The following is a 21,641-nucleotide window of genomic DNA, read 5'->3' as shown; positions in this document are numbered from 1 at the left end:
GGGCGCCGCTGTTCCCTAACGGTCGCTGGTGCTATCTTAGCCCATCTTTTTGCGCGGCGATCCGGCCTGGGGAGGCGTCCTCGCCGTCGCGCTCCAACTGAATAAAAAGGCAGGCCTATGCAGCGGCTGTATCGAAAACGCATCGTCCTTGGCGTCGGCGGCGGTATCGCGGCGTACAAGAGTGCCGAGCTGGTGCGCCGACTCCTCGAACAGGGCGCCGAAGTGCGCGTGGTCATGACCCGTGGTGGCAGCGAGTTCATCACGCCGCTGACCATGCAGGCCCTGTCCGGGCACCCGGTGCACCTTGATCTGCTCGACCCGGCAGCAGAGGCCGCCATGGGCCACATCGAACTGGCCCGCTGGGCCGATCTGGTGCTGATCGCCCCCGCCACCGCCGACCTGATCGCCCGCCTGGCACAGGGGCTGGCCAACGACCTGCTGACCACTCTGGTACTGGCCACCGATGCCACGGTCGCCCTGGCCCCCGCCATGAATCAGGCGATGTGGCGCGACCCGGCCACCCAGGCCAACCTGGAACTGCTGCAGCAGCGCGACCTCAAGATCTTCGGCCCCGGTGCCGGCAGCCAGGCCTGCGGCGACATCGGCCTGGGGCGGATGCTCGAGCCCACCGAACTGGCCCTGATGGCCGCCGAGTGCTTCCAGCACCTGGCCCTTACCGGCAAACACGTGGTGATCACCGCCGGCCCGACTCAGGAAAACATTGACCCTGTGCGTTACATCACCAACCACAGCTCCGGCAAGATGGGTTTTGCCTTGGCCGAGGCGGCCGTGGAAGCGGGCGCGAAGGTCACCTTGATCACCGGCCCCGTGCATTTGCCCACGCCGGATCGGGTCACCCGAATCGACGTGGTCAGCGCCCGCGACATGCTGGGGGCGTGCGAAGCAGCAATGCCCTGCGACATATTCATCGCGTCAGCGGCCGTGGCCGACTACCGCCCTGAGGTGGTGGCCCCGCAAAAGCTCAAGAAAGACCCGTCGAGCGGTGATGGCCTTTTGCTGCAAATGGTCCGCAATCCAGATATTCTCGCGACCATTGCCACCCGTTCGGATCGTCCTTTCAGCGTCGGCTTCGCTGCGGAAACCGAGCATTTGCTCGATTACGCGGCCCGCAAGCTGAAGGGCAAGAATCTCGATCTGATTGTGGCCAACGATGTGGCCAACCCCAGTATCGGCTTCAACAGCGAAGACAACGCCTGCAGCGTCATCGACCGACAGCTGCATGCCACGATCTTCGCCCAGACCAGCAAGGGCAAGATTGCCCGCCAGCTGATCACATTCATTGCAGAACGCCTCAATCAGGTCTGAAATTATTCATGCACGCTTTACAAGCCAAGATTCTCGATCCTCGCATCGGCAGCGAATTTCCCCTGCCAACCTACGCCACTCCTGGCTCCGCTGGCCTTGACCTGCGCGCGATGCTGCAACAGGACACGGTGCTGGAACCCGGCCAGACACTGCTGATTCCTACAGGCCTGTCGGTGTACATCGGTGACCCTGGGCTGGCGGCGTTGATCTTGCCGCGCTCAGGCCTGGGCCACAAACACGGCATCGTGCTGGGCAATCTGGTGGGCCTGATCGACTCCGATTACCAGGGCGAGCTGATGGTCTCGTGCTGGAACCGCGGGCAAACGGCGTTCAAGCTGGCCGTGGGCGAGCGCATTGCCCAACTGGTCCTCGTGCCGGTGGTGCAGGCGCACTTCGAGCTGGTGGAGCAGTTCGACGAAAGCCAGCGCGGCACAGGCGGGTTCGGGCACTCCGGCAGCCACTGATCGGCCCGGCCAATACGGCGGTCGACGCCCGCCAGCGTCTTCAGGATGTCAGCTTTTCGCACCAGACCCATGCGGACCCACACGGAGAAGTTACGTGAAAGGTTTCACTCGCAAAAGCACACCGGGGCAGGAAGCCTCGACCGCCAAACCTGCCGGGCCAAGCGCCGGGTCCTCTGTCGCCAGCTCCGGCCTGCTGGTGCTCCTCGCAGGCCTGGTGGTCGCTGCCGCGCTGGTCTGGCTCGGGTTGCCGCCACCGTCCCAGAAGGAATACCGCGGGCAACTGGCGCAGTACCTGGCCAGCGGGCAAGGCAGCAGTTTTCGCCAGGCCGTTGGCCAACTAAGTGCCGACACCCAGGCGGCCGCCCGTGCGCCGCAGGTCGTCAAGGCCTTGCAAAGCCAGGACCCGTCTCAGCTGCAAGCCGCTCAGGACTCCCTGCACGTATGGGACGGCCTGGTCGATGCTCACCTTAACCTGCGCGGCCGAGCCGAGCAGAACAGCGCGCTGACCGCGCCCATGACGTTCTCCGCCCTTGAACAGGTGCGTCGCGCCGAAGCCGGGGAAAATCCGCCAGCCGAGGCCGTGCAGGTCGGCCAGCGGTGGCTGGTGTACAGCGTCGCGAGCGTGCACAACCCGGTGGATCAGACTGTCGTCGGCACCGTGCTGCTGGCCTTCGACCTGCAACGCCTGCTGCATGCATTTGCCGCCATGCCGGCCGAGGCCGGGCAACTGACCCTGCAACAACAGTTCGCCAAAGGGCCGGCCCAGGTGCTGTACCAGGCCGGCACGCCCGCCGCACTGCCAGCCCTGCCCCTGGAAACCGGCAACGCCAACTGGACCTTGGCTTTCACGCCAGGCGCAGCCTATCAATTGAGCATGCCGTGGGTGTCCATCGCCATGATGGTGCTGGCGGCACTGGCCGTACTGGCTGCAGCGTGGGCCGCGATGCAGCTGACCGCCAACCGCCTCAACCAGCAGATCAGTGCCGACGCGCGGCAATTGGAACAATTGATACAGGAGCTGTCGGGCGGCAAGGCGGTCAAGGCCTTCAGCTTGAGCCTGGCGCCACTGAACGGGTTGGCCGTAAGCCTGGCGCGGTTCTCCCTGCGCGGGATTCCGACGGCTGCCGACAGCGTAGCCAGCATGCCCAAGGCCAAGCCTGGCAGCGGGCCGGCGCGCTTCAACCTGGCACATGAAGAGCTGTCGGACCCGCTGTTTCAAACCAACGACATCCTCGACCTCGACGATCTCGACGACCCCGCCCCTGCACTGCAGGCGGCCCGGACACCGCCAGCGATCCCGGCGAGCATCTTCCGCGCCTACGACATCCGTGGCGTGGTCGGCACCACCCTGCTGCCCGAGACGGCGTACTGGATCGGCCGTGCAGTCGGTGCCCAAAGCCTGGCGCAGCATGAGCCCAACGTTGCCGTCGGCCGCGACGGGCGATTGTCTGGCCCGGCGCTGATGGGCCAACTGATTCAAGGGCTGGCCGATGCCGGCTGCCATGTCACCGACATCGGCCTGGTACCGACGCCGGCGCTGTACTACGCCGCCAACGTACTGGCAGGCAAGAGCGGGGTGATGCTGACCGGCAGTCACAATCCGCCTGACTACAACGGCTTCAAGATCATGATCGCCGGCGACACCTTGGCCAACGAACAGATCTTGGCCCTTCACCAACGCCTGCTGAACAACGACCTGACCCACGCCGCTGGCAGCATTACTCAGGTGGACATCCTGGAGCGCTATTACCAGGAGATCACCCGCGACGTCATCCTTGCCCGCCGCCTCAAAGTGGTAGTGGATTGTGGCAACGGAGCGGCCGGCGTCATTGCCCCGCGGCTGATCGAAGCCCTCGATTGCGAAGTCATCCCGTTGTTCTGCGACGTGGATGGCCACTTCCCCAATCACCATCCCGACCCTGGCAAACCGGAAAACCTTGCTGACCTGATCGCCAAGGTCAAGGCCACCGGGGCGGACCTGGGCGTCGCCTTCGACGGTGATGGCGACCGCGTCGGCGTCGTGACCAACACCGGCACGATCATCTATGCCGACCGCCTGCTGATGCTGTTTGCCAAGGACACCCTGTCACGCAACCCGGGCACCGATGTGGTGTTCGACGTCAAATGCACCCGCTGCCTGACGCCGCTGATCAACAGCTATGGCGGCCGGCCGGTGATGTGGAAAACCGGGCACTCGCTGATCAAGAAACACATGAAAGCCACCGGCGCGCTGCTGGGCGGCGAGATGAGCGGACACATCTTTTTCAAGGAGCGCTGGTTTGGTTTCGACGACGGCATCTATGCTGCTGCTCGACTGCTGGAAATCCTCAGCCAGCAGAAACTGAGCAGCGACGAGCTGTTTGCCACCTTCCCGAACGATATTTCGACGCCCGAGATCAATATTCAGGTGACCGAAGAGCGTAAATTCACCATCATCAATGCCCTTGAACGTTACGCCCACTGGGGCGATGCACAATTGGCAACGATTGATGGCTTGCGTATAGATTATCCAACGGGCTGGGGCCTGGTCCGTGCCTCCAACACCACGCCGGTACTGGTGCTGCGTTTCGAAGCGGACAGCCAGGCAGAACTGCAGCGCATCCAGCAGATTTTCCGGGTGCAACTGAACGCTGTCGCCCCCGACCTCCAATTACCGTTTTGACCTCCGGAGCCCCGCATGACCCTCGAACGCGATGCCGCCACCAATGTAGCCAAGGTTCTGTCTGAAGCGTTGCCCTATATCCGCCGATTCGTCGGCAAGACGCTGGTGATCAAATACGGCGGCAATGCCATGGAGAGTGAAGAGCTCAAGACCGGCTTCGCCCGTGACGTCGTACTGATGAAGGCGGTGGGCATCAACCCGGTCGTCGTGCATGGCGGCGGCCCGCAGATCGGCGACCTGCTCAAACGCCTGAACATCGAAAGCCATTTCATCGATGGCATGCGCGTGACCGATGCCCAGACCATGGACGTGGTGGAAATGGTCCTCGGCGGTCAGGTCAACAAAGACATCGTCAACCTGATCAACCGCCATGGCGGCAGCGCCATCGGCCTGACCGGCAAGGACGCGGAGCTGATTCGCGCACGCAAACTACACGCCACGCGCCAAACCCCGGAAATGAAGCAGCCGGAAATCATCGACATCGGCCAGGTCGGCGAAGTGACCGGGGTCAATATCGACCTGCTGAACATGCTGGTGAAAGGCGACTTCATCCCGGTCATCGCGCCTATTGGCGTGGGTCCTGACGGCGAGTCCTACAACATCAATGCCGACCTGGTGGCCGGCAAGGTGGCCGAGGCACTGAAAGCCGAGAAGCTGATCCTGCTGACCAACATCGCTGGGTTGATGGACAAGGAAGGCGCGGTATTGACCGGCCTGACCACCGAGCAGGTCGACGGTCTGATCGCCGACGGCACCATCTACGGCGGCATGCTGCCAAAGATCCGCTGCGCGCTGGAAGCGGTACAGGGCGGGGTCAACAGCTCGCACATCATCGACGGGCGGGTACCGAATGCGGTGCTGCTGGAGATCTTTACCGATATCGGCATGGGCACCATGATCACCAATCGCAAGCGGCATTGAACGTTTGGGGTGAGGCTCATGGCGTCATCGCGACGCTCGATCAAGGCGCCAATAAAGGCGCCAGCCGAGCCTTCAACGCCGTAAAGTCCTTGTCCGCCTGGGCGCGCTGGGCCTGATAGTCCCGGACTTTCTGCTCCAGCCCATCGCGCTGCTCATGAATCCTCTTGAGCTCGTCCAGCATGCCTTGAGGCACCGGTTTGCCGGACCGTTCCAGATCCGCCGCCTGGCTCTGCAGGGTCTGCTGCTGCAAGAGCAGCGCCTGCTGGCTGTTGCCTGCGACCAAAATATTGGCATCCAGCTCGGCCATCTTGCGCTCGCGCGCCCGGTCGACTTCCGTCAGGTTTGGGTATTTTTTGACCAGCAGCGCATCAGCGTCGGCCTTGGCCTGATCGTCGCGCTTCTGCTGAAGCTGCTCGGGGGTGAGGGCCGGCGCCACCACTTGGATCACCCGGCCTTGCTGATTGAGCACTTCATAGCCCTTGCCGGCGTATTCGGCCGGGACGCCCTGACTGTCCAGTACCTTGACGCCGCGGCTGTCGACATAGCGATACAACACCATGCCCGGGGCCTTCGCGCCCGCCTGCGCGTCGCCGATCGAGAGACCGGCCAGCAACAGGGCCGTGCACAGGCCAGTGGCGAGCATTCGGCGGGCCATGGGTCAGATACCGTATTGAGCGCGGTAGGCTTCAACGGCTGGCAGGTGCGGCTTGAGCTGGTCGTCATCGGCCAGGTATTCCAGCACCTGGTCAAGGGACACGATACTGACCACCGGAATCTTGAAGTCGCGCTCCACTTCCTGGATGGCCGACAACTCGCCCTTGCCGCGCTCCTGGCGATTCAATGCAATCAACACGCCCGCCGCCGTGGCCTGCTGCGCCTTGATGATCTGCATCACCTCGCGAATGGCCGTGCCCGCAGTGATCACATCGTCGATGATCAGCACGTTGCCAGTCAGCGGCGAACCGACCAGGCTGCCGCCTTCGCCATGATCCTTGGCTTCCTTGCGGTTGAAACACCAGGGCACGTCGAGTTGATGCTGCTCGGCCAACTGCACAGCGGTGGCCGCTGCCAGGGGAATACCCTTGTAGGCGGGACCAAACAACACGTCGAAGGCCATGCCGCTGTCAACGATGGCTGCGGCATAATACCGCCCCAGTCGAGCCAGTGCCGTGCCGCTGTTGAAGAGCCCGGCATTGAAGAAATAAGGACTCGTACGCCCGGATTTCAGGGTGAACTCGCCAAAACGCAGTACACCGCGTTCGATGGCGAAACGAATGAAGTCGCGCTGATAATCCTGCATGAAAAAAAGTCTCGAATACCACGGATTTAGCTAATTAGGTAGAGCTCGGGTATCATACACGCACGAGATTTTTGGGGCCATGTATGCGGATCATCAGTGTGAACGTTAATGGCATTCAGGCTGCAGTCGAGCGCGGGTTGCTCAGTTGGCTGCAAGCCCAGAATGCAGACGTCATCTGCCTGCAGGATACTCGCGCCTCCGCCTTTGAACTGGACGATGCAGCCTTCCAACTGGACGGTTACTTCCTCTACGCCTGCGATGCCGAAGTTCCCGCCCAAGGCGGCGTGGCACTTTACTCGCGGTTGCAACCCAAGGCGGTTATCAGCGGTCTGGGCTTCGAGACAGCCGACCGCTACGGGCGTTACCTGCAAGCCGATTTCGACAAAGTCAGTATTGCCACCTTGCTGTTGCCTTCCGGGCAGAACGGCGACGAAGACTTGAATCAGAAATTCAAGTTGATGGACGACTTCGCCAAGTACCTGGACAAGCAGCGGCGCAAACGCCGTGAATACATTTATTGCGGCTCGCTTTATGTGGCGCAGCAGAAGCTCGACATCAAGAACTGGCGTGACAGCCAGCAGTTGCCTGGCTTCCTGGCGCCGGAACGGGCCTGGATGGACGAGATAGTCGGCAACATGGGCTACGTGGATGCCTTGCGCGAAGTCAGCCGCGAAGGCGATCAATACAGCTGGTGGCCAGATAACGAACAGGCCGAGATGCTCAATCTCGGCTGGCGGTTCGATTATCAGCTGCTGACGCCCGGCCTGCGCCGCTTTGTCCGCAGCGCCCGCCTGCCGCGCCAGCCGCGTTTTTCGCAGCATGCGCCGTTGATCGTCGACTACGATTGGTCGCTGACCATCTGACGTTTCTGCCAGCATAAAAAAACCGACCTCAGGGGTCGGTTTTTTTATGCCTGGACGAACATCAGTCCGCCAGGGCGGCCTTCTGAAGCTCGAACAACTCGGTCATGCCTTTCTGCGCCAATGCCAGCATGGCGTTGAGCTCGGCAGGCTGGAATGGCGCGCCTTCGGCCGTACCCTGCACTTCGATGAAACCGCCTTCGCTGGTCATGACCACGTTCAGGTCAGTCTCGGCGGCGGAGTCTTCCAGGTAGTCGAGGTCCAGCACCGGTTCGCCCTGATACATGCCCACCGACACCGCGGCAATCATCTGCTTGAGCGGATCACCAGACTTCAGGCCGCCGCGCTTCTTGATCACTTTCAGTGCATCGACCAGCGCTACCATGGCACCGGTAATCGACGCCGTGCGAGTGCCACCGTCGGCCTGAATCACATCACAATCGATGTAGAGGGTTACATCACCCAGCTTGCTCATGTCCAGCGCGGCGCGCAGCGAACGCCCGATCAGGCGTTGGATTTCCAGGGTACGCCCGCCCTGCTTGCCGCGGCTGGCTTCGCGCTGGTTACGCTCGCCGGTGGCACGCGGCAACATGCCATATTCGGCCGTCAGCCAGCCTTGGCCCTGGCCCTTGAGAAAACGCGGTACGCCGTTTTCGACGCTGACTGTACAAATGACTTTGGTGTCGCCGAACTCCACCAATACCGAACCTTCGGCATGTTTGGTGTAGTTGCGAGTGATGCGGATCGAGCGGAGCTGATCGGCAGCGCGACCACTTGGACGTTTCATCTGAATACCTGTACTGAGCGGAAAACTGCCGACCATTATAAGGCGTGCAGCTAGTTATTGCCCGGTTTGCGTGGTCACTGGTCGGCCCGCGCCAGACCGGACTCAACAGCCGATTGGGAGCCACGCTCGCGGTGCGCTACAATCTTGCGCCCTGCCATCCGGCATTTATTCCTTGCGCGAGGTACTCCCCCATGGTGCACAGCATGACCGCCTTCGCCCGTGCCGAACGGGCCGTGGCACAGGGCACTCTGAGCTGGGAGCTGCGCTCGGTCAACCATCGTTACCTGGAGCCACACCTGCGTTTGCCCGAGGCTTTTCGTGACCTGGAAGGCGCGGTGCGCGAGGCTCTGCGCCAAGCGGTCTCGCGCGGAAAGATCGAATGCACGCTGCGCTTCACCGAGGAAAGCTCGGGCAAACCCCTGCAGGTCGACCGCGAGCGTGCAGCGCAACTGGTGGCTGCGGCGGAACTCGTCGCCGGCCTGATTCAACAGCCTGCCGCCCTCAATCCGCTGGAAGTGCTGGCCTGGCCAGGCGTGCTGACCGGCGATGCCAGCGATCCACAGGCGCTGAACAATGAAGCCACGGGCCTGTTCGCCGAAGCGCTCAAGGAGCTGAAGAAGGGCCGCGACCGCGAAGGTGCTGAACTGGGGCGACTGATTGACGAACGCCTGGACGCCATGAGTGCCGAAGTAGTGACCTTGCGCGCCTTGGTGCCGCAGATGCTGGCTACCCAGCGCCAGAAAGTGCTGGACCGCTTCGCCGACATGCGCGCCGAACTCGATCCGCAGCGGCTGGAGCAAGAAATGGTGCTCCTGGCGCAAAAGAGCGACGTGGCGGAAGAACTGGACCGCCTGGCCACCCACATCAATGAGGTGCGCCGAGTGCTCAAGACCGGTGGCGCCGCCGGCCGCCGCCTGGATTTCCTCATGCAGGAACTCAACCGCGAAGCCAACACATTGGGCTCCAAAGCCTTCGACCCGCGCAGCACCCAGGCTGCGGTCAACCTCAAGGTGTTGATCGAGCAGATGCGTGAACAAGTGCAGAATATTGAGTAAGGCATCCCCGACAATGAACCACAGCACTGGCACCCTTTATATCGTCGCAGCGCCCTCCGGCGCCGGCAAGACCAGCCTGGTCAAGGCCCTGATCGACGCCCAGCCCAGCATCCGCGTTTCGGTGTCACACACCACTCGCGCCATGCGTCCGGGCGAAGTCGATGGCGTGAACTATCACTTCGTCGACCGCGCCGAGTTCCTGCGCATGATCGAGCACGGTGATTTTCTCGAGCAGGCCGAAGTCTTCGGCAACCTGTACGGCACCTCGCAAAGCACCTTGCAACAAACCCTGGATGACGGCCACGACCTTATCCTCGAAATCGACTGGCAAGGCGCGCAGCAAGTGCGCAAGCTGATCCCTTCGGCCCGCTCGATCTACATCCTGCCACCCAGCCAGCAGTCCCTGCGCCACCGCCTGAATAATCGCGGCCAGGACAGCGACGAGATCATCGACGGGCGCATGAAAGAGGCCGTCAGCGAAATGAGCCACTATGTGGAATACGATTTTCTGGTGATCAACGACGATTTCGCCACGGCGCTGGAAGACTTGAAGGCGATTTTCCGTGCCAATCGGTTGCAGCAGAAGCAGCAGCAGGAGCGGCACAGCAGCTTGCTGGCAAGTCTCTTGGCTTGAATCGCGTTGCCGGCATCGCGACCAAGCCCTGCTGCAAAACTAAAGCTTCCCTATTCGCTGGTGATTTTTTAAACTATCGAGTCCGCTCGCCCATCCGGGCTGCGCGCATACCGCATTTGCTACGAGGAATACCATGGCCCGCGTAACCGTTGAAGACTGCCTTGAACACGTGGATAACCGTTTCGAGCTGGTCATGCTCTCCACCAAACGTGCTCGCCAGCTGGCGACCGGCGGTAAAGAGCCGAAAGTGGCGTGGGAAAACGACAAGCCTACCGTGGTTGCTCTGCGTGAAATCGCCGAGGGCCTGGTGAGCTACGAAATGATCGCCAACGAAGAGATCGTCGAAGACGAACCTTTGTTTGCGGCGTTCGAGGACGAGTCCAACGAGGCCGTTTGAGCCTATGCCTGGTCGACGTGGCACGGCGCAGGGTAAAAGGCTTTGGCCGGGGGGAACCCCATGCCAAGCATAGACGCCCTCGCCGATCGCTTATCGACCTACCTCGGCGCTGACCAGGTCAACCTGGTACGCCGAGCGTATTTCTACGCCGAGCAAGCCCACGACGGCCAACGCCGGCGCAGCGGCGAAGCCTATGTCACCCATCCACTGGCGGTGGCAAGCATTCTTGCCGACATGCACATGGACCATCAAAGCCTGATGGCCGCGATGCTCCATGATGTGATCGAAGACACCGGCATCGCCAAGGAAGCGCTCAGCGCGCAGTTCGGTGAAACCGTGGCCGAGCTGGTCGACGGGGTCAGCAAACTGACCCAGATGAACTTCGAGACCAAGGCCGAGGCCCAGGCCGAGAACTTCCAGAAAATGGCCATGGCCATGGCTCGCGACATTCGCGTGATCCTGGTCAAGCTCGCCGATCGTCTGCACAACATGCGCACCCTGGAAGTACTGTCAGGCGAAAAGCGCCGACGCATTGCCAAGGAAACCCTGGAAATCTACGCCCCCATCGCCAATCGCTTGGGCATGCACAACGTGCGCGTGGAATTCGAAGACCTGGGGTTCAAGGCCATGTACCCGATGCGTTCGGCGCGCATCTACCAGGCGGTCAAACGCGCCCGGGGCAACCGCAAGGAAATCGTCAACAAGATCGAACAATCGCTGGCCCATTGCCTGGCCATCGACGGTATCGAAGGCGATGTCAGCGGCCGGCAAAAGCATATCTATGGCATCTACAAGAAGATGCGCGGCAAGCGTCGTGCCTTCAACGAGATCATGGACGTTTACGCCTTTCGCATCGTCGTCGACAAGGTCGACACCTGCTACCGCGTGCTCGGCGCTGTACATAATTTGTACAAGCCCCTGCCCGGCCGCTTCAAGGATTACATCGCGATACCCAAGGCCAACGGCTATCAGTCGCTCCACACCACTTTGTTCGGCATGCACGGCGTGCCCATCGAGATCCAGATTCGCACCCGCGAGATGGAAGAGATGGCCAACAACGGTATTGCCGCGCACTGGCTTTACAAGTCGTCCGACGACAGCCAGCCCAAGGGCACTCACGCTCGCGCCAGGCAGTGGGTCAAGGGCGTGCTGGAGATGCAGCAGCGCGCGGGCAACTCGCTGGAATTCATCGAAAGCGTGAAGATCGACCTGTTTCCGGACGAGGTCTACGTGTTCACGCCCAAAGGACGGATCATGGAGCTGCCCAAAGGCTCCACCGCCGTGGACTTTGCCTATGCGGTGCACACCGATGTGGGCAATAGCTGCATCGCCTGCCGCATCAACCGACGCCTGGCGCCCCTGTCCGAGCCATTGCAGAGTGGCTCTACGGTGGAAATCGTCAGTGCGCCGGGTGCTCGACCCAACCCCGCGTGGCTCAACTTCGTGGTCACCGGCAAGGCGCGCACGCACATCCGCCACGCCCTGAAGCTGCAACGCCGTTCCGAATCCATCAGCCTGGGCGAACGCCTGCTCAACAAGGTGCTCAATGGCTTCGACAGCGCGCTGGACAAAGTACCGGCCGAACGCGTGCAGGCCATGCTGGCAGAGTACCGCCTGGAATTGATCGAAGACCTGCTCGAAGACATCGGCCTGGGCAACCGCATGGCCTATGTGGTGGCACGCCGCTTGCTGGCCAGTGAAGGCGAGCAGTTGCCCGGCCCGGAGGGTCCGCTGGCCATACGCGGTACCGAAGGCCTCGTGCTCAGCTATGCCAAATGCTGCACGCCGATCCCTGGCGACCCCATCGTCGGCCATCTGTCCGCCGGCAAAGGCATGGTCGTGCACTTGGAGAACTGCCGCAACATCAGCGAAATTCGCCACAACCCGGAGAAGTGTATTCAATTGGCCTGGGCCAAGGACGTCACCGGGGAATTCAATGTCGAGTTGCGTGTCGAGCTGGAACACCAGCGCGGGCTGATTGCCCTGCTGGCCAGCAGCGTCAACGCGGCCGATGGCAACATTGAAAAAATCAGCATGGACGAGCGCGATGGACGTATCAGCGTCGTCCAGTTGGTGGTCAGCGTGCACGACCGCGTGCACCTGGCCCGAGTGATCAAGAAACTGCGAGCCCTGACTGGCGTCATCCGCATCACGCGCATGCGCGCCTGACGGGCCATCAATTTTCCAGGAGTTGTTCATGACCAAGACCGTAATCACCAGCGACAAGGCCCCTGCCGCCATCGGTACCTATTCGCAGGCGATCAAGGCCGGCAACACGGTCTATCTGTCCGGCCAGATTCCGCTGGACCCCAAGACCATGGATCTGGTGGAGGGCTTCGAAGCCCAGACAGTCCAGGTGTTCGAGAACCTCAAGGCCGTGGTCGAAGCGGCAGGCGGCTCGTTCAAGGACTTCGTCAAGGTGAACATCTTTCTCACCGACCTGAGCCACTTCGCCAAGGTCAACGAGGTGATGGGCCGTTACTTCGACCAGCCTTACCCTGCCCGTGCCGCCATCGGCGTCGCCGCTCTGCCTCGCGGCGCCCAGGTTGAAATCGACGGCGTCCTGGTCATCGAGTAATCCCCTTGCGGCGAGGCGCTTGGCGCCTCGCCCTCCCTGCCCCGCAAGGATCTCCCGTATGCGTCACGCGCTCGCCTTTACTCTGGTTGCCGCACTGCTCGGCGGATGCGCCAGCCATGACAACGTCGACCCCAGCGGTATCTGGATCAACCAGAACGCCATCGACGCCGCCGCCAAAGGTGGCAGCTTGCGTCAGGCCCTCTTGGCCAACGGCCCCAACCTCGAGTGGCACTTGGACACCAAAACCGGCCAGGCCAGCTACAGCAATGGTTTTGAGCAAGGCGAAGGTAAACTGATTGCCAGCAAGCCGGGCTTCTGGACCGTGGACTTCTATGGCAGCCACAGCGAGGCCCTGGAAACCAAGGGTGGGCAGCTGCTGCAAAGCCCTAGCGACAGTACACCGCAGCAGAGCTTCGTCAAACCGAAGAAAGCCGTACCGGCCGACGCGCCGCCGGGCACTTCGTTCGAGGAGGCACTCTATGGTGCCTATCTGGCCGGCAACTGGAAGATCGTCGAAGGCCCGGGCCAAGGTGGTGTCGTGCATTTCACTCCTGACGGTCGTCTGGAAGGCATCGATGGACTGGACCGCTACGCGCTGTGCCTGGCCGGGGATTGCGCGGCGATGAGCGGTGAGTTCGACAGTATGTGGATGGAAAAGGACCAGCAGGGCAACGCCTACATATTCCGGCGCGATGGGGACAGTCTGGATATCCTGGAAGCCGTCAATCAGGCCAAGCCCGATGAGATGCCGGATCTGCATCCAGGCGCCCGGCGGTGGTTGCTCAAGAAGTAACCCACTACCCACCGGTTGCCGGAATACGCGAAGCTCGCGATAGGGCCTGACGCCTATTCTGTGCAGGCTCATGGCGGGCTTCGCACTCCTACGAAGTGGCTTTCAGCATAGCGGCGTAGCCTTCGCGGTAGCTTGGGTACTGCGGCACCCAGCCCAAAGCCCGTGCCCGTGCATTGCTGCACCGCTTACTGCCGGTACGCCGCACGCTTTCGGTGTCCGACCATCCTGTCACGCCCAGATACTCGCGCAACCAGGCCACCACCTCGAACAACGGTGCCGGGGCGTCATCCACACCGAGGTAGCATTCCTCCAGCGGCGCGCCCGCCCGCTCGGCCAGCAACAGAAACGCCAGCAACCCCGCCGCATCGTCCACATGAATGCGGTTGCCATAGACCGGAGGCTGCTCGGCCACCCGGTAGCCCTGACGAACCTGCTCGACAAAGCGCCCGCGCCCCGGACCATAGATGCCGGTCAGGCGCACGACACTGGCGGCAAAACCACTGCTTAACAGATGACGCTCGGCCTCCAGCATCAATCGCCCGGAGAAACCGCTCGCTTGGGCATCCGAGGTTTCATCGACCCACTCGCCTTCGACCTGGCCGTAAACGCTGCTACTGGAGACGAACAGAATTCGCCGCGGTGCCTGGGCATTGGCCTCCAACCAGCCCAGGGTATGTTGCAAGCCCTGCACATAAGCCGCCTGGTAGCCCGCTTCGTCGTGCTGCGACGCCGCCACGCAATACACCAGATAATCCACCGGCCCGGTGGGCCACTGCGGCGGGCAGGCAGCGTGGCCAAGGTCGGCGGCAATGGCATGGAAACCTGCCGGCAATTTTGCCACCGATCGGCGCAGACCCCAGACGGCCCAATCCTGTGCCTGCAGCAACTGGCCCAGACGGCCGCCCACATCACCACAGCCGACAATTACAATGCGCGGAGCCATGAAATTTCCCCTTTCACTAGCATTCGGAAATAGACTGAAAAACGAACAAATTTCGTCATTAACGAAAAAACTGAACGCTATTGCTTTTGTTAACAAGAATTAGTTGCAATAATATCGGGTATCAGTTCTCCACCTGACCGGGTGGTCTGCGAACATTTTCCCTTCTAACGTTCAGGTCGGCCAGCATGATTCGCTCTTCCGTTCACGCATCGTCTCTGTGGTCTCGCGCCTTGGGCGCCATGGCCGTTTTGCTGTTCAGCATGGCTATCGCGCCGGCTGTCTTTGCCGACGAGACCGCCACCAACACAGCGCCCGCCGCCGTCGAACAGGCTCCGGCCATGACGCCCGTTGCTGCCCCTGTAGAGACCGCCGAGCCAGTGGCCAGCATGAGTCACGATCTGTCGCCGTGGGGCATGTACCAACATGCCGACATCGTCGTCAAGGTGGTGATGATCGGTCTGGCGATTGCCTCGATTATCACTTGGACCATCTGGATCGCCAAAGGCTTCGAACTGCTGGGGGCCAAGCGTCGCCTCAAAGGTGAAATCGCCGCGCTGAAAAAGGCCGCCACCCTCAAGGCTGCCGCCGAAACGGCCAGCCGCCAAGGTACCTTGGCCAACCTGCTGGTGCACGACGCCCTGGAAGAGATGCACCTGTCGGCCAACAGCCGGGAACGTGAAGGCATCAAAGAGCGGGTGAGCTTTCGTTTGGAGCGTCTGGTGGCCGCGTGCGGTCGCAACATGAGCAACGGCACTGGCGTACTGGCAACCATCGGCTCTACCGCGCCCTTCGTAGGCCTGTTCGGTACCGTATGGGGCATCATGAACAGCTTCATCGGCATCGCCAAGACCCAGACCACCAACCTCGCCGTCGTCGCCCCCGGTATCGCCGAAGCCCTGCTGGCCACCGCACTGGGTCTGGTGGCGGCTATCCCCGCCGTGGTCATCTACAACGTCTTCGCCCGCTCCATCGCCGGCTACAAGGCACAAGTCTCGGATGCCTCGGCGCAAGTGCTGTTGCTGGTCAGCCGCGACCTGGACCACCAGCCCGCCGAGCGCAGCGGCCAACCGCAAATGGTGAAGGTGGGTTAAGTCATGGGCCTGCATCTGAATGAAGGTGGTGACGACCTCGTCGAGAACCACGAAATCAACGTCACGCCGTTTATCGACGTGATGCTGGTGCTGTTGATCGTGTTCATGATCGCCGCACCGCTGGCCACCGTGGACATCAAGGTCGACCTCCCGGCCTCCACCGCCAAACCGGTGCCGCGACCGGAAAAGCCGGTGTTCCTGAGCGTCAAATCGGACCTCGACCTGTACCTGGGCGACGACAAGATCGACCGTGCCCAGTTGGGTCCGATGCTTGATGCCAAGACCAAAGGCAATAAGGATACGACTATTTTCTTCCAGGCCGACAAGGGCGTGGACTATGGCGACCTCATGGATGTGATGAACGCGCTGCGCGCCAGCGGTTACCTCAAAGTAGGCCTCGTCGGACTTGAGACGGCTGGGAAAAAATGACCACCACGCGCCAAAAACTGACGCGATACGGTAGCAGCCTGGCCGTGGTTCTGGCGGTGCACGGGGTGGCCATCGCCATCGCCCTGCACTGGACCAGCGCACCGCAGGTGGTGGAGTTGCCCCCGGCAGCGATGATCGTGGAAATGCCCCCCATGCCCGAAATCGCGCCCCCGCCTCCGCCCAAGGTGGTGCAGACACCGACGCCGCCCGCTCCGGTAGAAGAGCCGCCGCTGCCCAAAGTGGCAGAGGCGCCGAAGCCGACGATCGCCCTGCCCAAGCCCAAGCCCAAACCGCCCAAACCACAGCCCCCCAAGCCCGACAAAAAACCGGAGCCGGTGCAGGACAAGCCAGTGGCCGAGAAGCCCGTGGATACCCCGCCGGCTCCACCAGCACCCGCAGTGAAATCGGCCGCTCCGGCGCCGAGCATCGCCTCCAATCCAGATGCCAAACCGTCCTGGGAAGCAGACTTGCTGCGTCACTTGGCCCAGTACAAACGTTATCCGGACGACGCCAAGCGCCGCGGTCTGGAAGGTACGGTCAAGCTGAAATTCGTCGTCGACGGGCAGGGCAATGTCCTGTCGTTCGAAATCGTCGGCGAATCCGGCAGCGCATCGCTGGACCGTGCGACCCTGGAAATGATTCGCAGGGCTCAACCGCTGCCGCCGCCGCCCAAGGAATTGGTGGCGAACGGGCCGATTCAGCTGACCGCGCCGTTCGTGTTCTCGTTGAACAAAGGTCGATAAAGCCAAGCAGACAGAAATCTGACAAAAAACCCGGAGGTTGATAACGTGCGTCTATCGATAGCACCGGCTATGCTGGGGCGGCAATTCCATGGACGCACGTTATGACCCTCACCGAACTACGCTACATCGTCACCCTGGCCCAGGAGCAACACTTCGGCCATGCCGCTGAACGCTGTCACGTCAGCCAGCCCACGCTGTCGGTTGGCGTCAAGAAACTCGAGGACGAGCTGGGCGTGCTGATCTTCGAGCGCAGCAAGAGTGCGGTGCGTCTGACGCCGGTGGGCGAAGGCATCGTCGCCCAGGCGCAAAAGGTCCTGGAACAAGCCCAGGGCATCCGCGAATTGGCCCAGGCCGGCAAGAACCAGCTCACCGCACCCTTGAAGCTGGGAGCCATCTATACCGTCGGTCCCTACCTGTTCCCGCACCTGATTCCACAGCTACACCGGGTGGCTCCGCAGATGCCGCTCTACATCGAAGAAAACTTCACTCACGTGCTGCGCGACAAACTGCGCAACGGCGAGCTGGATGCCGTGATCATTGCTCTGCCGTTCAATGAAGCCGACGTGTTGACCCTGCCGCTCTACGACGAGCCCTTCTATGTGCTGATGCCGTCCGACCATCCATGGACGAAAAAAGATACCATCGACGCCGGCCTGCTCAACGACAAGAGCCTGTTGCTGCTGGGTGAAGGTCACTGCTTCCGCGACCAGGTCCTGGAAGCCTGCCCGACGCTGGTCAAGGGCACCGAAGGCGCACGCCACACCACTGTTGAGTCCAGTTCGCTGGAAACCATCCGGCACATGGTGGCGTCCGGCCTCGGGGTGTCGATCCTGCCGCTTTCGGCTGTAGACAGCCATCACTACGCTCCCGGCATTATCGAAGTTCGTCCGCTGACCCCGCCGGCGCCGTTTCGCACCGTGGCCATTGCCTGGCGCGCCAGCTTTCCACGGCCCAAGGCGATCGAGATCCTCGCCGACTCCGTGCGCCTGTGCTCGGTGGCCAAGCCGGCAGCGGCGGCCAGCAAAGTCGCGACATGACCGAACTGTCCCAAGTCTCGGTCACCGCACTCAAGGGCGTGGGCGAGGCCATGGCCGAGAAGCTGCATAAGGTGGGCCTGGAGAACCTCCAGGACGTGCTCTTTCATTTGCCGTTGCGCTACCAGGATCGCACCCGCGTGGTCCCCATCGGTCAGTTGCGCCCAGGCCAGGATGCGGTCATCGAAGGCGTAGTCAGCGGTGCCGACGTGTCCATGGGCAAACGCCGCAGCCTGCTGGTGCGCCTGGGAGATGGCACCGGCACCTTGAGCCTGCGCTTCTATCACTTCAGCAACGCCCAGAAAGAAGCCCTCAAGCGCGGCACCCACCTACGCTGCTATGGCGAAGCCCGGCCAGGGGCCTCGGGCCTGGAGATCTACCACCCGGAATACCGCGCCCTGACCGGCGATGAAGATGTGCCGGTGGAGCAGAACCTGACGCCGATCTACCCCACCACCGAAGGCCTCACCCAGCAACGCCTGCGCCAGCTGTCGCAGCAGGCCCTGAGCCTGCTGGGGCCGCGCAGCCTCCCCGACTGGCTGCCTGAAGAGTTGGCGCGCGACTACCAACTGGCGCCGCTGGACCAGGCCATCCGTTACCTGCACAACCCGCCACCGGATGCTGATCTCGAAGAGCTCGCCGTGGGCCATCACTGGGCCCAGCATCGGCTGGCTTTTGAAGAGCTGCTCACTCACCAGCTTTCGCAGCAACGCCTGCGCGAGAGCCTGCGCAGCCAGCGGGCGCCGGCCCTGCCCAAGGCCAGCGTGCTGCCGGGGCAGTACCTGAAAAATCTCGAGTTCGCCCCCACGGGTGCGCAACAGCGAGTCGGTAACGAAATTGCCTATGATCTGGCGCAGCCCGAGCCCATGCTGCGGCTGGTGCAAGGCGACGTCGGTGCCGGCAAGACCGTGGTGGCCGCCCTGGCGGCCCTGCAGGCACTGGAGGCGGGCTATCAAGTGGCCTTGATGGCACCGACCGAAATTCTCGCCGAGCAGCATTTCATCACGTTCCAGCGCTGGCTCGAGCCCTTGGGTATCGAGACCGCCTGGCTGGCCGGCAAGCTCAAAGGCAAGGCGCGGGTCACGGCGCTGGAGCAGATTGCCAACGGCGCGCCCATGGTGGTCGGTACCCATGCGCTCTTTCAGCCCGAAGTACAGTACAAGCGCCTGGCGCTGGTGATCATCGACGAACAGCATCGATTCGGCGTGCAACAGCGGCTGGCACTGCGCCAGAAAGGCGTCGGCGGCACCCAGTGCCCGCATCAGTTGATCATGACCGCCACGCCTATCCCGCGCACTCTGGCCATGAGCGCCTACGCCGACCTCGACACGTCCATCCTCGACGAACTGCCCCCTGGCCGAACGCCGGTCAATACCGTGCTGGTGGTCGACAGCCGGCGTATCGAGGTCATCGAACGGGTGCGCGCGGCCTGCGCCGAAGGTCGCCAGGCCTACTGGGTGTGCACACTGATCGAAGAGTCCGAGGAGCTGACCTGCCAGGCGGCGCAAAGCACCTATGAAGACTTGAGCAGCGCCTTGGGCGAATTGCGGGTGGGTTTGATCCATGGCCGTATGAAGTCCGCGGAGAAGGCCGCAGTGATGGCCGAGTTCAAGCAGGGCAACCTGCAACTGCTGGTGGCAACCACGGTGATCGAGGTCGGCGTGGACGTGCCAAACTCCAGCCTGATGATCATCGAAAACCCCGAACGCCTGGGCCTGGCCCAGTTGCATCAGCTGCGCGGCCGGGTCGGCCGAGGCAGCGCGGCCAGCCACTGCGTGCTGCTTTATCACCCGCCCCTGTCACAGATCGGCCGCGAGCGGCTGGGTATCATGCGGGAAACCAACGACGGCTTCGTTATCGCCGAAAAAGACCTGCAACTTCGCGGTCCCGGTGAGATGCTGGGTACGCGCCAGACAGGTTTGCTACAGTTCAAGGTCGCAGACCTGATGCGCGACGCCGACCTGCTGCCGGCGGTCCGCGACGCTGCCCAAGCACTGCTGGCCCGCTGGCCACAGCATGTGACGCCACTGCTGGAACGTTGGTTGCGACATGGCCAGCAATATGGCCAAGTTTGAATAGACTTTGATCTACTGGATCTGGCTGAATGCAAGCTGGGTATACTGTTTCGATTGTAGGAAATTGGACACGGATCATGACTGAAGTTGCTCTGGACACTGCTGCTCTGCACGCCCCGTCTGCCATCCAGCTGCTGCTTGCCAAGCTGGGCATTCGCTACCGCGAGGTCCCTGAACATCAGGCCACGGTTGCGTCGCAAAAGGTCCAGACCGTCCTGCTGGGCGATGCCGTCGGCACCCTGATGGTGTTGTTTGCACAAAGTCAGCTGCTGGACCTCAACCGCCTCGCGGAATTGACTGGCCGCAAGCTGACCGCCGTTCCGTTGGACAGGCTGGGCAAACTGCTGGCCAAGCATGACCTGACCTCGCTGCCCGGCCTGCCGGTCCTGAGCAGCTCGCCATGCCTCTACGACGAGCGCCTGCTGAACGAACCGCTGCTGCTGGTCGCCTCAGGTCAACCGGGCCTGCTGCTGGAACTGACCAGCGAAGACTTCAAGAAGATGCTGCTCAAGGCCAGCGCCGGCAATTTCGGCTCGCCGCTGACCTTGATCGAACCCAACCTGACCCGCCCGGATGATGACCGCAAGGAAATCACCCAGGCCGTCCAGGCGTTCACCGCACGGCGCATCCAGCAACGCCTTGAGGCCACCATCGAGATCCCGCCACTGGCGGAAACCGCGCAGAAGATCATCAAGCTGCGGGTCGATCCCAACGCCACCATCGATGACATCACCGGCGTGGTCGAGACGGACCCAGCCCTGGCTGCGCAAGTGGTCAGCTGGGCTGCCTCACCGTACTACGCGTCGCCTGGCAAGATCCGTTCGGTGGAAGATGCCATCGTGCGCATTCTCGGCTTCGATCTGGTCATCAACCTGGCGCTGGGGCTGGCCCTGGGCAAGACCCTTAGCCTGCCCAAGGATCACCCGCAACAGGCTACGCCGTACTGGCACCAGTCCATCTACACGGCTGCCGTCATCGAGGGCCTGACCCGCGCCATTCCTCGTGCGGAACGCCCGGAAGCGGGGCTGACCTATCTGGCCGGTCTGCTGCACAATTTTGGCTATCTGCTGCTGGCACACGTTTTTCCACCGCACTTCTCGCTGATCTGCCGTCATCTGGAGGTCAACCCCCACCTGAACCACGGCTACGTCGAACAGCACCTGCTGGGCATTACCCGCGAGCAGATGGGTTCTTGGTTGATGCGCTACTGGGACATGCCCGAAGAGCTGGCCACCGCGCTGCGGTTCCAACACGACCCGCACTATGCCGGCGAATACTCGCAATATCCGAACCTGGTTTGCCTGGCGGTGCGCCTGTTGCGCAGCCGCGGTGTCGGCGCCGGGGCCGAAGAGCCGATTCCGGACGAACTGTTGGAGCGCCTGGGTCTGACCCGGGAAAAAGCCGAGGACGTGGTGACCAAGGTGCTCGATGCCGAGGCCCTGCTGCGGGAGTTGGCGGCGCAGTTCAACCAGGAGTAATGCCCGACCTGCGATCGGCTTACCCGGATGACCGGTGTGCTGCCGGTCGCGGGCTACGTCTTCCTGCGCAC

General features: G+C 62.3%; 21 protein-coding genes. 17 read left to right on the top strand and 4 right to left on the bottom strand.

The window, feature by feature from the left end; all coding sequences use genetic code 11:
* The first annotated feature begins 117 nt into the window (after nucleotides 1-117).
* The 4 genes from coaBC (at nucleotide 118) to argB (ending at nucleotide 5,373) form a co-directional block, all read left to right on the top strand.
* Nucleotides 118-1,326, top strand: a complete 1,209-nt coding sequence (coaBC, locus tag HB675_RS10190) for a bifunctional phosphopantothenoylcysteine decarboxylase/phosphopantothenate--cysteine ligase CoaBC (protein WP_213878178.1) — start codon at nucleotides 118-120, stop codon at nucleotides 1,324-1,326.
* A gap of 8 nt (nucleotides 1,327-1,334) precedes the next feature.
* Entirely contained in the window at nucleotides 1,335-1,790 is a 456-nt protein-coding gene (gene dut / locus HB675_RS10185) for a dUTP diphosphatase (RefSeq protein ID WP_213878177.1), read from the top strand.
* Between the two features lie 1,294 nt (nucleotides 1,791-3,084).
* Entirely contained in the window at nucleotides 3,085-4,452 is a 1,368-nt protein-coding gene (locus HB675_RS10180) for a phosphomannomutase/phosphoglucomutase (RefSeq protein ID WP_345945762.1), read from the top strand.
* A gap of 15 nt (nucleotides 4,453-4,467) precedes the next feature.
* Nucleotides 4,468-5,373: an acetylglutamate kinase gene (gene argB, locus HB675_RS10175; RefSeq protein WP_213878176.1), complete on the top strand. Its 906-nt coding sequence runs from the start codon at nucleotides 4,468-4,470 to the stop codon at nucleotides 5,371-5,373.
* 40 nt (nucleotides 5,374-5,413) lie between these two features.
* Here argB and HB675_RS10170 read toward each other — a convergent pair whose 3' ends face one another.
* Together HB675_RS10170 and pyrE are read right to left on the bottom strand one after the other, a co-directional pair.
* On the bottom strand, nucleotides 5,414-6,016 hold the full coding sequence (locus HB675_RS10170) for a DUF4124 domain-containing protein (RefSeq protein ID WP_213878316.1): 603 nt from the start codon (nucleotides 6,014-6,016) through the stop codon (nucleotides 5,414-5,416).
* 15 nt (nucleotides 6,017-6,031) lie between these two features.
* A complete protein-coding gene (pyrE, locus tag HB675_RS10165; RefSeq protein WP_213878175.1) occupies nucleotides 6,032-6,673 on the bottom strand; it encodes an orotate phosphoribosyltransferase in 642 nt (213 codons plus the stop codon).
* Nucleotides 6,674-6,756: 83 nt separating this feature from the next.
* Here pyrE and HB675_RS10160 point away from each other — a divergent pair, with 83 nt between their 5' ends.
* Nucleotides 6,757-7,536: an exodeoxyribonuclease III gene (locus HB675_RS10160; RefSeq protein ID WP_213878174.1), complete on the top strand. Its 780-nt coding sequence runs from the start codon at nucleotides 6,757-6,759 to the stop codon at nucleotides 7,534-7,536.
* Between the two features lie 61 nt (nucleotides 7,537-7,597).
* Here HB675_RS10160 and rph read toward each other — a convergent pair whose 3' ends face one another.
* Nucleotides 7,598-8,320: a ribonuclease PH gene (gene rph, locus HB675_RS10155; protein ID WP_213878173.1), complete on the bottom strand. Its 723-nt coding sequence runs from the start codon at nucleotides 8,318-8,320 to the stop codon at nucleotides 7,598-7,600.
* A gap of 191 nt (nucleotides 8,321-8,511) precedes the next feature.
* On the opposite strand from rph, the gene HB675_RS10150 reads away from it, so the two are divergent.
* The 6 genes from HB675_RS10150 to HB675_RS10125 all read left to right on the top strand — a co-directional run bounded on the left by HB675_RS10150 (nucleotide 8,512) and on the right by HB675_RS10125 (nucleotide 13,777).
* Nucleotides 8,512-9,375, top strand: a complete 864-nt coding sequence (locus HB675_RS10150) for a YicC/YloC family endoribonuclease (RefSeq protein WP_213878172.1) — start codon at nucleotides 8,512-8,514, stop codon at nucleotides 9,373-9,375.
* A gap of 13 nt (nucleotides 9,376-9,388) precedes the next feature.
* Nucleotides 9,389-10,009 (top strand): guanylate kinase, encoded by a 621-nt coding sequence (gmk, locus tag HB675_RS10145; protein ID WP_213878171.1) that lies wholly within the window; start codon nucleotides 9,389-9,391, stop codon nucleotides 10,007-10,009.
* Between the two features lie 133 nt (nucleotides 10,010-10,142).
* The gene (rpoZ, locus tag HB675_RS10140) at nucleotides 10,143-10,406 is read left to right on the top strand and encodes a DNA-directed RNA polymerase subunit omega (RefSeq protein WP_010447888.1); all 264 of its coding nucleotides are present in this window, start codon (nucleotides 10,143-10,145) and stop codon (nucleotides 10,404-10,406) included.
* A gap of 60 nt (nucleotides 10,407-10,466) precedes the next feature.
* The gene (spoT, locus tag HB675_RS10135) at nucleotides 10,467-12,575 is read left to right on the top strand and encodes a bifunctional GTP diphosphokinase/guanosine-3',5'-bis pyrophosphate 3'-pyrophosphohydrolase (RefSeq protein WP_213878170.1); all 2,109 of its coding nucleotides are present in this window, start codon (nucleotides 10,467-10,469) and stop codon (nucleotides 12,573-12,575) included.
* A 28-nt stretch (nucleotides 12,576-12,603) separates the two neighbouring features.
* Nucleotides 12,604-12,984, top strand: coding sequence for a RidA family protein (locus HB675_RS10130; RefSeq protein WP_213878169.1), 381 nt, complete (start codon nucleotides 12,604-12,606; stop codon nucleotides 12,982-12,984).
* A 58-nt stretch (nucleotides 12,985-13,042) separates the two neighbouring features.
* A complete protein-coding gene (locus tag HB675_RS10125; protein ID WP_213878168.1) occupies nucleotides 13,043-13,777 on the top strand; it encodes a hypothetical protein in 735 nt (244 codons plus the stop codon).
* Nucleotides 13,778-13,865: 88 nt separating this feature from the next.
* Here the strand turns inward: HB675_RS10125 and HB675_RS10120 are convergent, their stop codons facing one another.
* Nucleotides 13,866-14,720, bottom strand: coding sequence for an NAD-dependent epimerase/dehydratase family protein (locus tag HB675_RS10120; RefSeq protein ID WP_213878167.1), 855 nt, complete (start codon nucleotides 14,718-14,720; stop codon nucleotides 13,866-13,868).
* A gap of 185 nt (nucleotides 14,721-14,905) precedes the next feature.
* On the opposite strand from HB675_RS10120, the gene exbB reads away from it, so the two are divergent.
* From exbB to HB675_RS10090, 6 genes are all read left to right on the top strand, one after another.
* Nucleotides 14,906-15,811, top strand: a complete 906-nt coding sequence (exbB, locus tag HB675_RS10115; RefSeq protein WP_213878166.1) for a tonB-system energizer ExbB — start codon at nucleotides 14,906-14,908, stop codon at nucleotides 15,809-15,811.
* Nucleotides 15,812-15,814: 3 nt separating this feature from the next.
* Nucleotides 15,815-16,240 carry a TonB system transport protein ExbD gene (gene exbD / locus HB675_RS10110; RefSeq protein ID WP_213878165.1) on the top strand — a complete coding sequence of 142 codons (426 nt, stop codon included), beginning with the start codon at nucleotides 15,815-15,817 and terminating at the stop codon, nucleotides 16,238-16,240.
* Nucleotides 16,237-16,983, top strand: a complete 747-nt coding sequence (locus HB675_RS10105; RefSeq protein ID WP_213878164.1) for an energy transducer TonB — start codon at nucleotides 16,237-16,239, stop codon at nucleotides 16,981-16,983. Before exbD ends, HB675_RS10105 begins: the two co-directional genes overlap by 4 nt.
* 101 nt (nucleotides 16,984-17,084) lie before the next feature.
* The gene (locus tag HB675_RS10100) at nucleotides 17,085-18,020 is read left to right on the top strand and encodes a hydrogen peroxide-inducible genes activator (RefSeq protein ID WP_213878163.1); all 936 of its coding nucleotides are present in this window, start codon (nucleotides 17,085-17,087) and stop codon (nucleotides 18,018-18,020) included.
* Nucleotides 18,017-20,092 (top strand): ATP-dependent DNA helicase RecG, encoded by a 2,076-nt coding sequence (gene recG, locus HB675_RS10095; protein ID WP_213878162.1) that lies wholly within the window; start codon nucleotides 18,017-18,019, stop codon nucleotides 20,090-20,092. The genes HB675_RS10100 and recG overlap by 4 nt, the downstream gene beginning before the upstream one ends.
* Before the next feature lie 77 nt (nucleotides 20,093-20,169).
* Nucleotides 20,170-21,570 (top strand): aminoacyl-tRNA deacylase and HDOD domain-containing protein, encoded by a 1,401-nt coding sequence (locus HB675_RS10090; RefSeq protein ID WP_213878161.1) that lies wholly within the window; start codon nucleotides 20,170-20,172, stop codon nucleotides 21,568-21,570.
* Nucleotides 21,571-21,641 lie beyond the last annotated feature (71 nt).

Source organism: Pseudomonas sp. dw_358, assembly GCF_018449655.1.
GTDB lineage: Bacteria > Pseudomonadota > Gammaproteobacteria > Pseudomonadales > Pseudomonadaceae > Aquipseudomonas.
This window is presented reverse-complemented; position numbering and strand designations above follow the sequence as displayed.

Excerpts from the sequence above, each read along its gene's own strand:
- HB675_RS10105 (WP_213878164.1), top strand. The coding sequence starts at position 16,237 with ATGACCACCACGCGCCAAAAACTGACGCGATACGGTAGCAGCCTGGCC.
- HB675_RS10170 (WP_213878316.1), bottom strand. The coding sequence starts at position 6,016 with ATGCTCGCCACTGGCCTGTGCACGGCCCTGTTGCTGGCCGGTCTCTCG.
- HB675_RS10120 (WP_213878167.1), bottom strand. The coding sequence starts at position 14,720 with ATGGCTCCGCGCATTGTAATTGTCGGCTGTGGTGATGTGGGCGGCCGT.
- gmk (WP_213878171.1), top strand. The coding sequence starts at position 9,389 with ATGAACCACAGCACTGGCACCCTTTATATCGTCGCAGCGCCCTCCGGC.
- coaBC (WP_213878178.1), top strand. The coding sequence starts at position 118 with ATGCAGCGGCTGTATCGAAAACGCATCGTCCTTGGCGTCGGCGGCGGT.
- recG (WP_213878162.1), top strand. The coding sequence starts at position 18,017 with ATGACCGAACTGTCCCAAGTCTCGGTCACCGCACTCAAGGGCGTGGGC.
- HB675_RS10100 (WP_213878163.1), top strand. The coding sequence starts at position 17,085 with ATGACCCTCACCGAACTACGCTACATCGTCACCCTGGCCCAGGAGCAA.
- dut (WP_213878177.1), top strand. The coding sequence starts at position 1,335 with ATGCACGCTTTACAAGCCAAGATTCTCGATCCTCGCATCGGCAGCGAA.
- HB675_RS10125 (WP_213878168.1), top strand. The coding sequence starts at position 13,043 with ATGCGTCACGCGCTCGCCTTTACTCTGGTTGCCGCACTGCTCGGCGGA.
- HB675_RS10150 (WP_213878172.1), top strand. The coding sequence starts at position 8,512 with ATGGTGCACAGCATGACCGCCTTCGCCCGTGCCGAACGGGCCGTGGCA.
- HB675_RS10130 (WP_213878169.1), top strand. The coding sequence starts at position 12,604 with ATGACCAAGACCGTAATCACCAGCGACAAGGCCCCTGCCGCCATCGGT.
- HB675_RS10090 (WP_213878161.1), top strand. The coding sequence starts at position 20,170 with ATGACTGAAGTTGCTCTGGACACTGCTGCTCTGCACGCCCCGTCTGCC.
- spoT (WP_213878170.1), top strand. The coding sequence starts at position 10,467 with ATGCCAAGCATAGACGCCCTCGCCGATCGCTTATCGACCTACCTCGGC.
- rpoZ (WP_010447888.1), top strand. The coding sequence starts at position 10,143 with ATGGCCCGCGTAACCGTTGAAGACTGCCTTGAACACGTGGATAACCGT.
- exbD (WP_213878165.1), top strand. The coding sequence starts at position 15,815 with ATGGGCCTGCATCTGAATGAAGGTGGTGACGACCTCGTCGAGAACCAC.
- pyrE (WP_213878175.1), bottom strand. The coding sequence starts at position 6,673 with ATGCAGGATTATCAGCGCGACTTCATTCGTTTCGCCATCGAACGCGGT.
- HB675_RS10160 (WP_213878174.1), top strand. The coding sequence starts at position 6,757 with ATGCGGATCATCAGTGTGAACGTTAATGGCATTCAGGCTGCAGTCGAG.
- argB (WP_213878176.1), top strand. The coding sequence starts at position 4,468 with ATGACCCTCGAACGCGATGCCGCCACCAATGTAGCCAAGGTTCTGTCT.
- exbB (WP_213878166.1), top strand. The coding sequence starts at position 14,906 with ATGATTCGCTCTTCCGTTCACGCATCGTCTCTGTGGTCTCGCGCCTTG.
- rph (WP_213878173.1), bottom strand. The coding sequence starts at position 8,320 with ATGAAACGTCCAAGTGGTCGCGCTGCCGATCAGCTCCGCTCGATCCGC.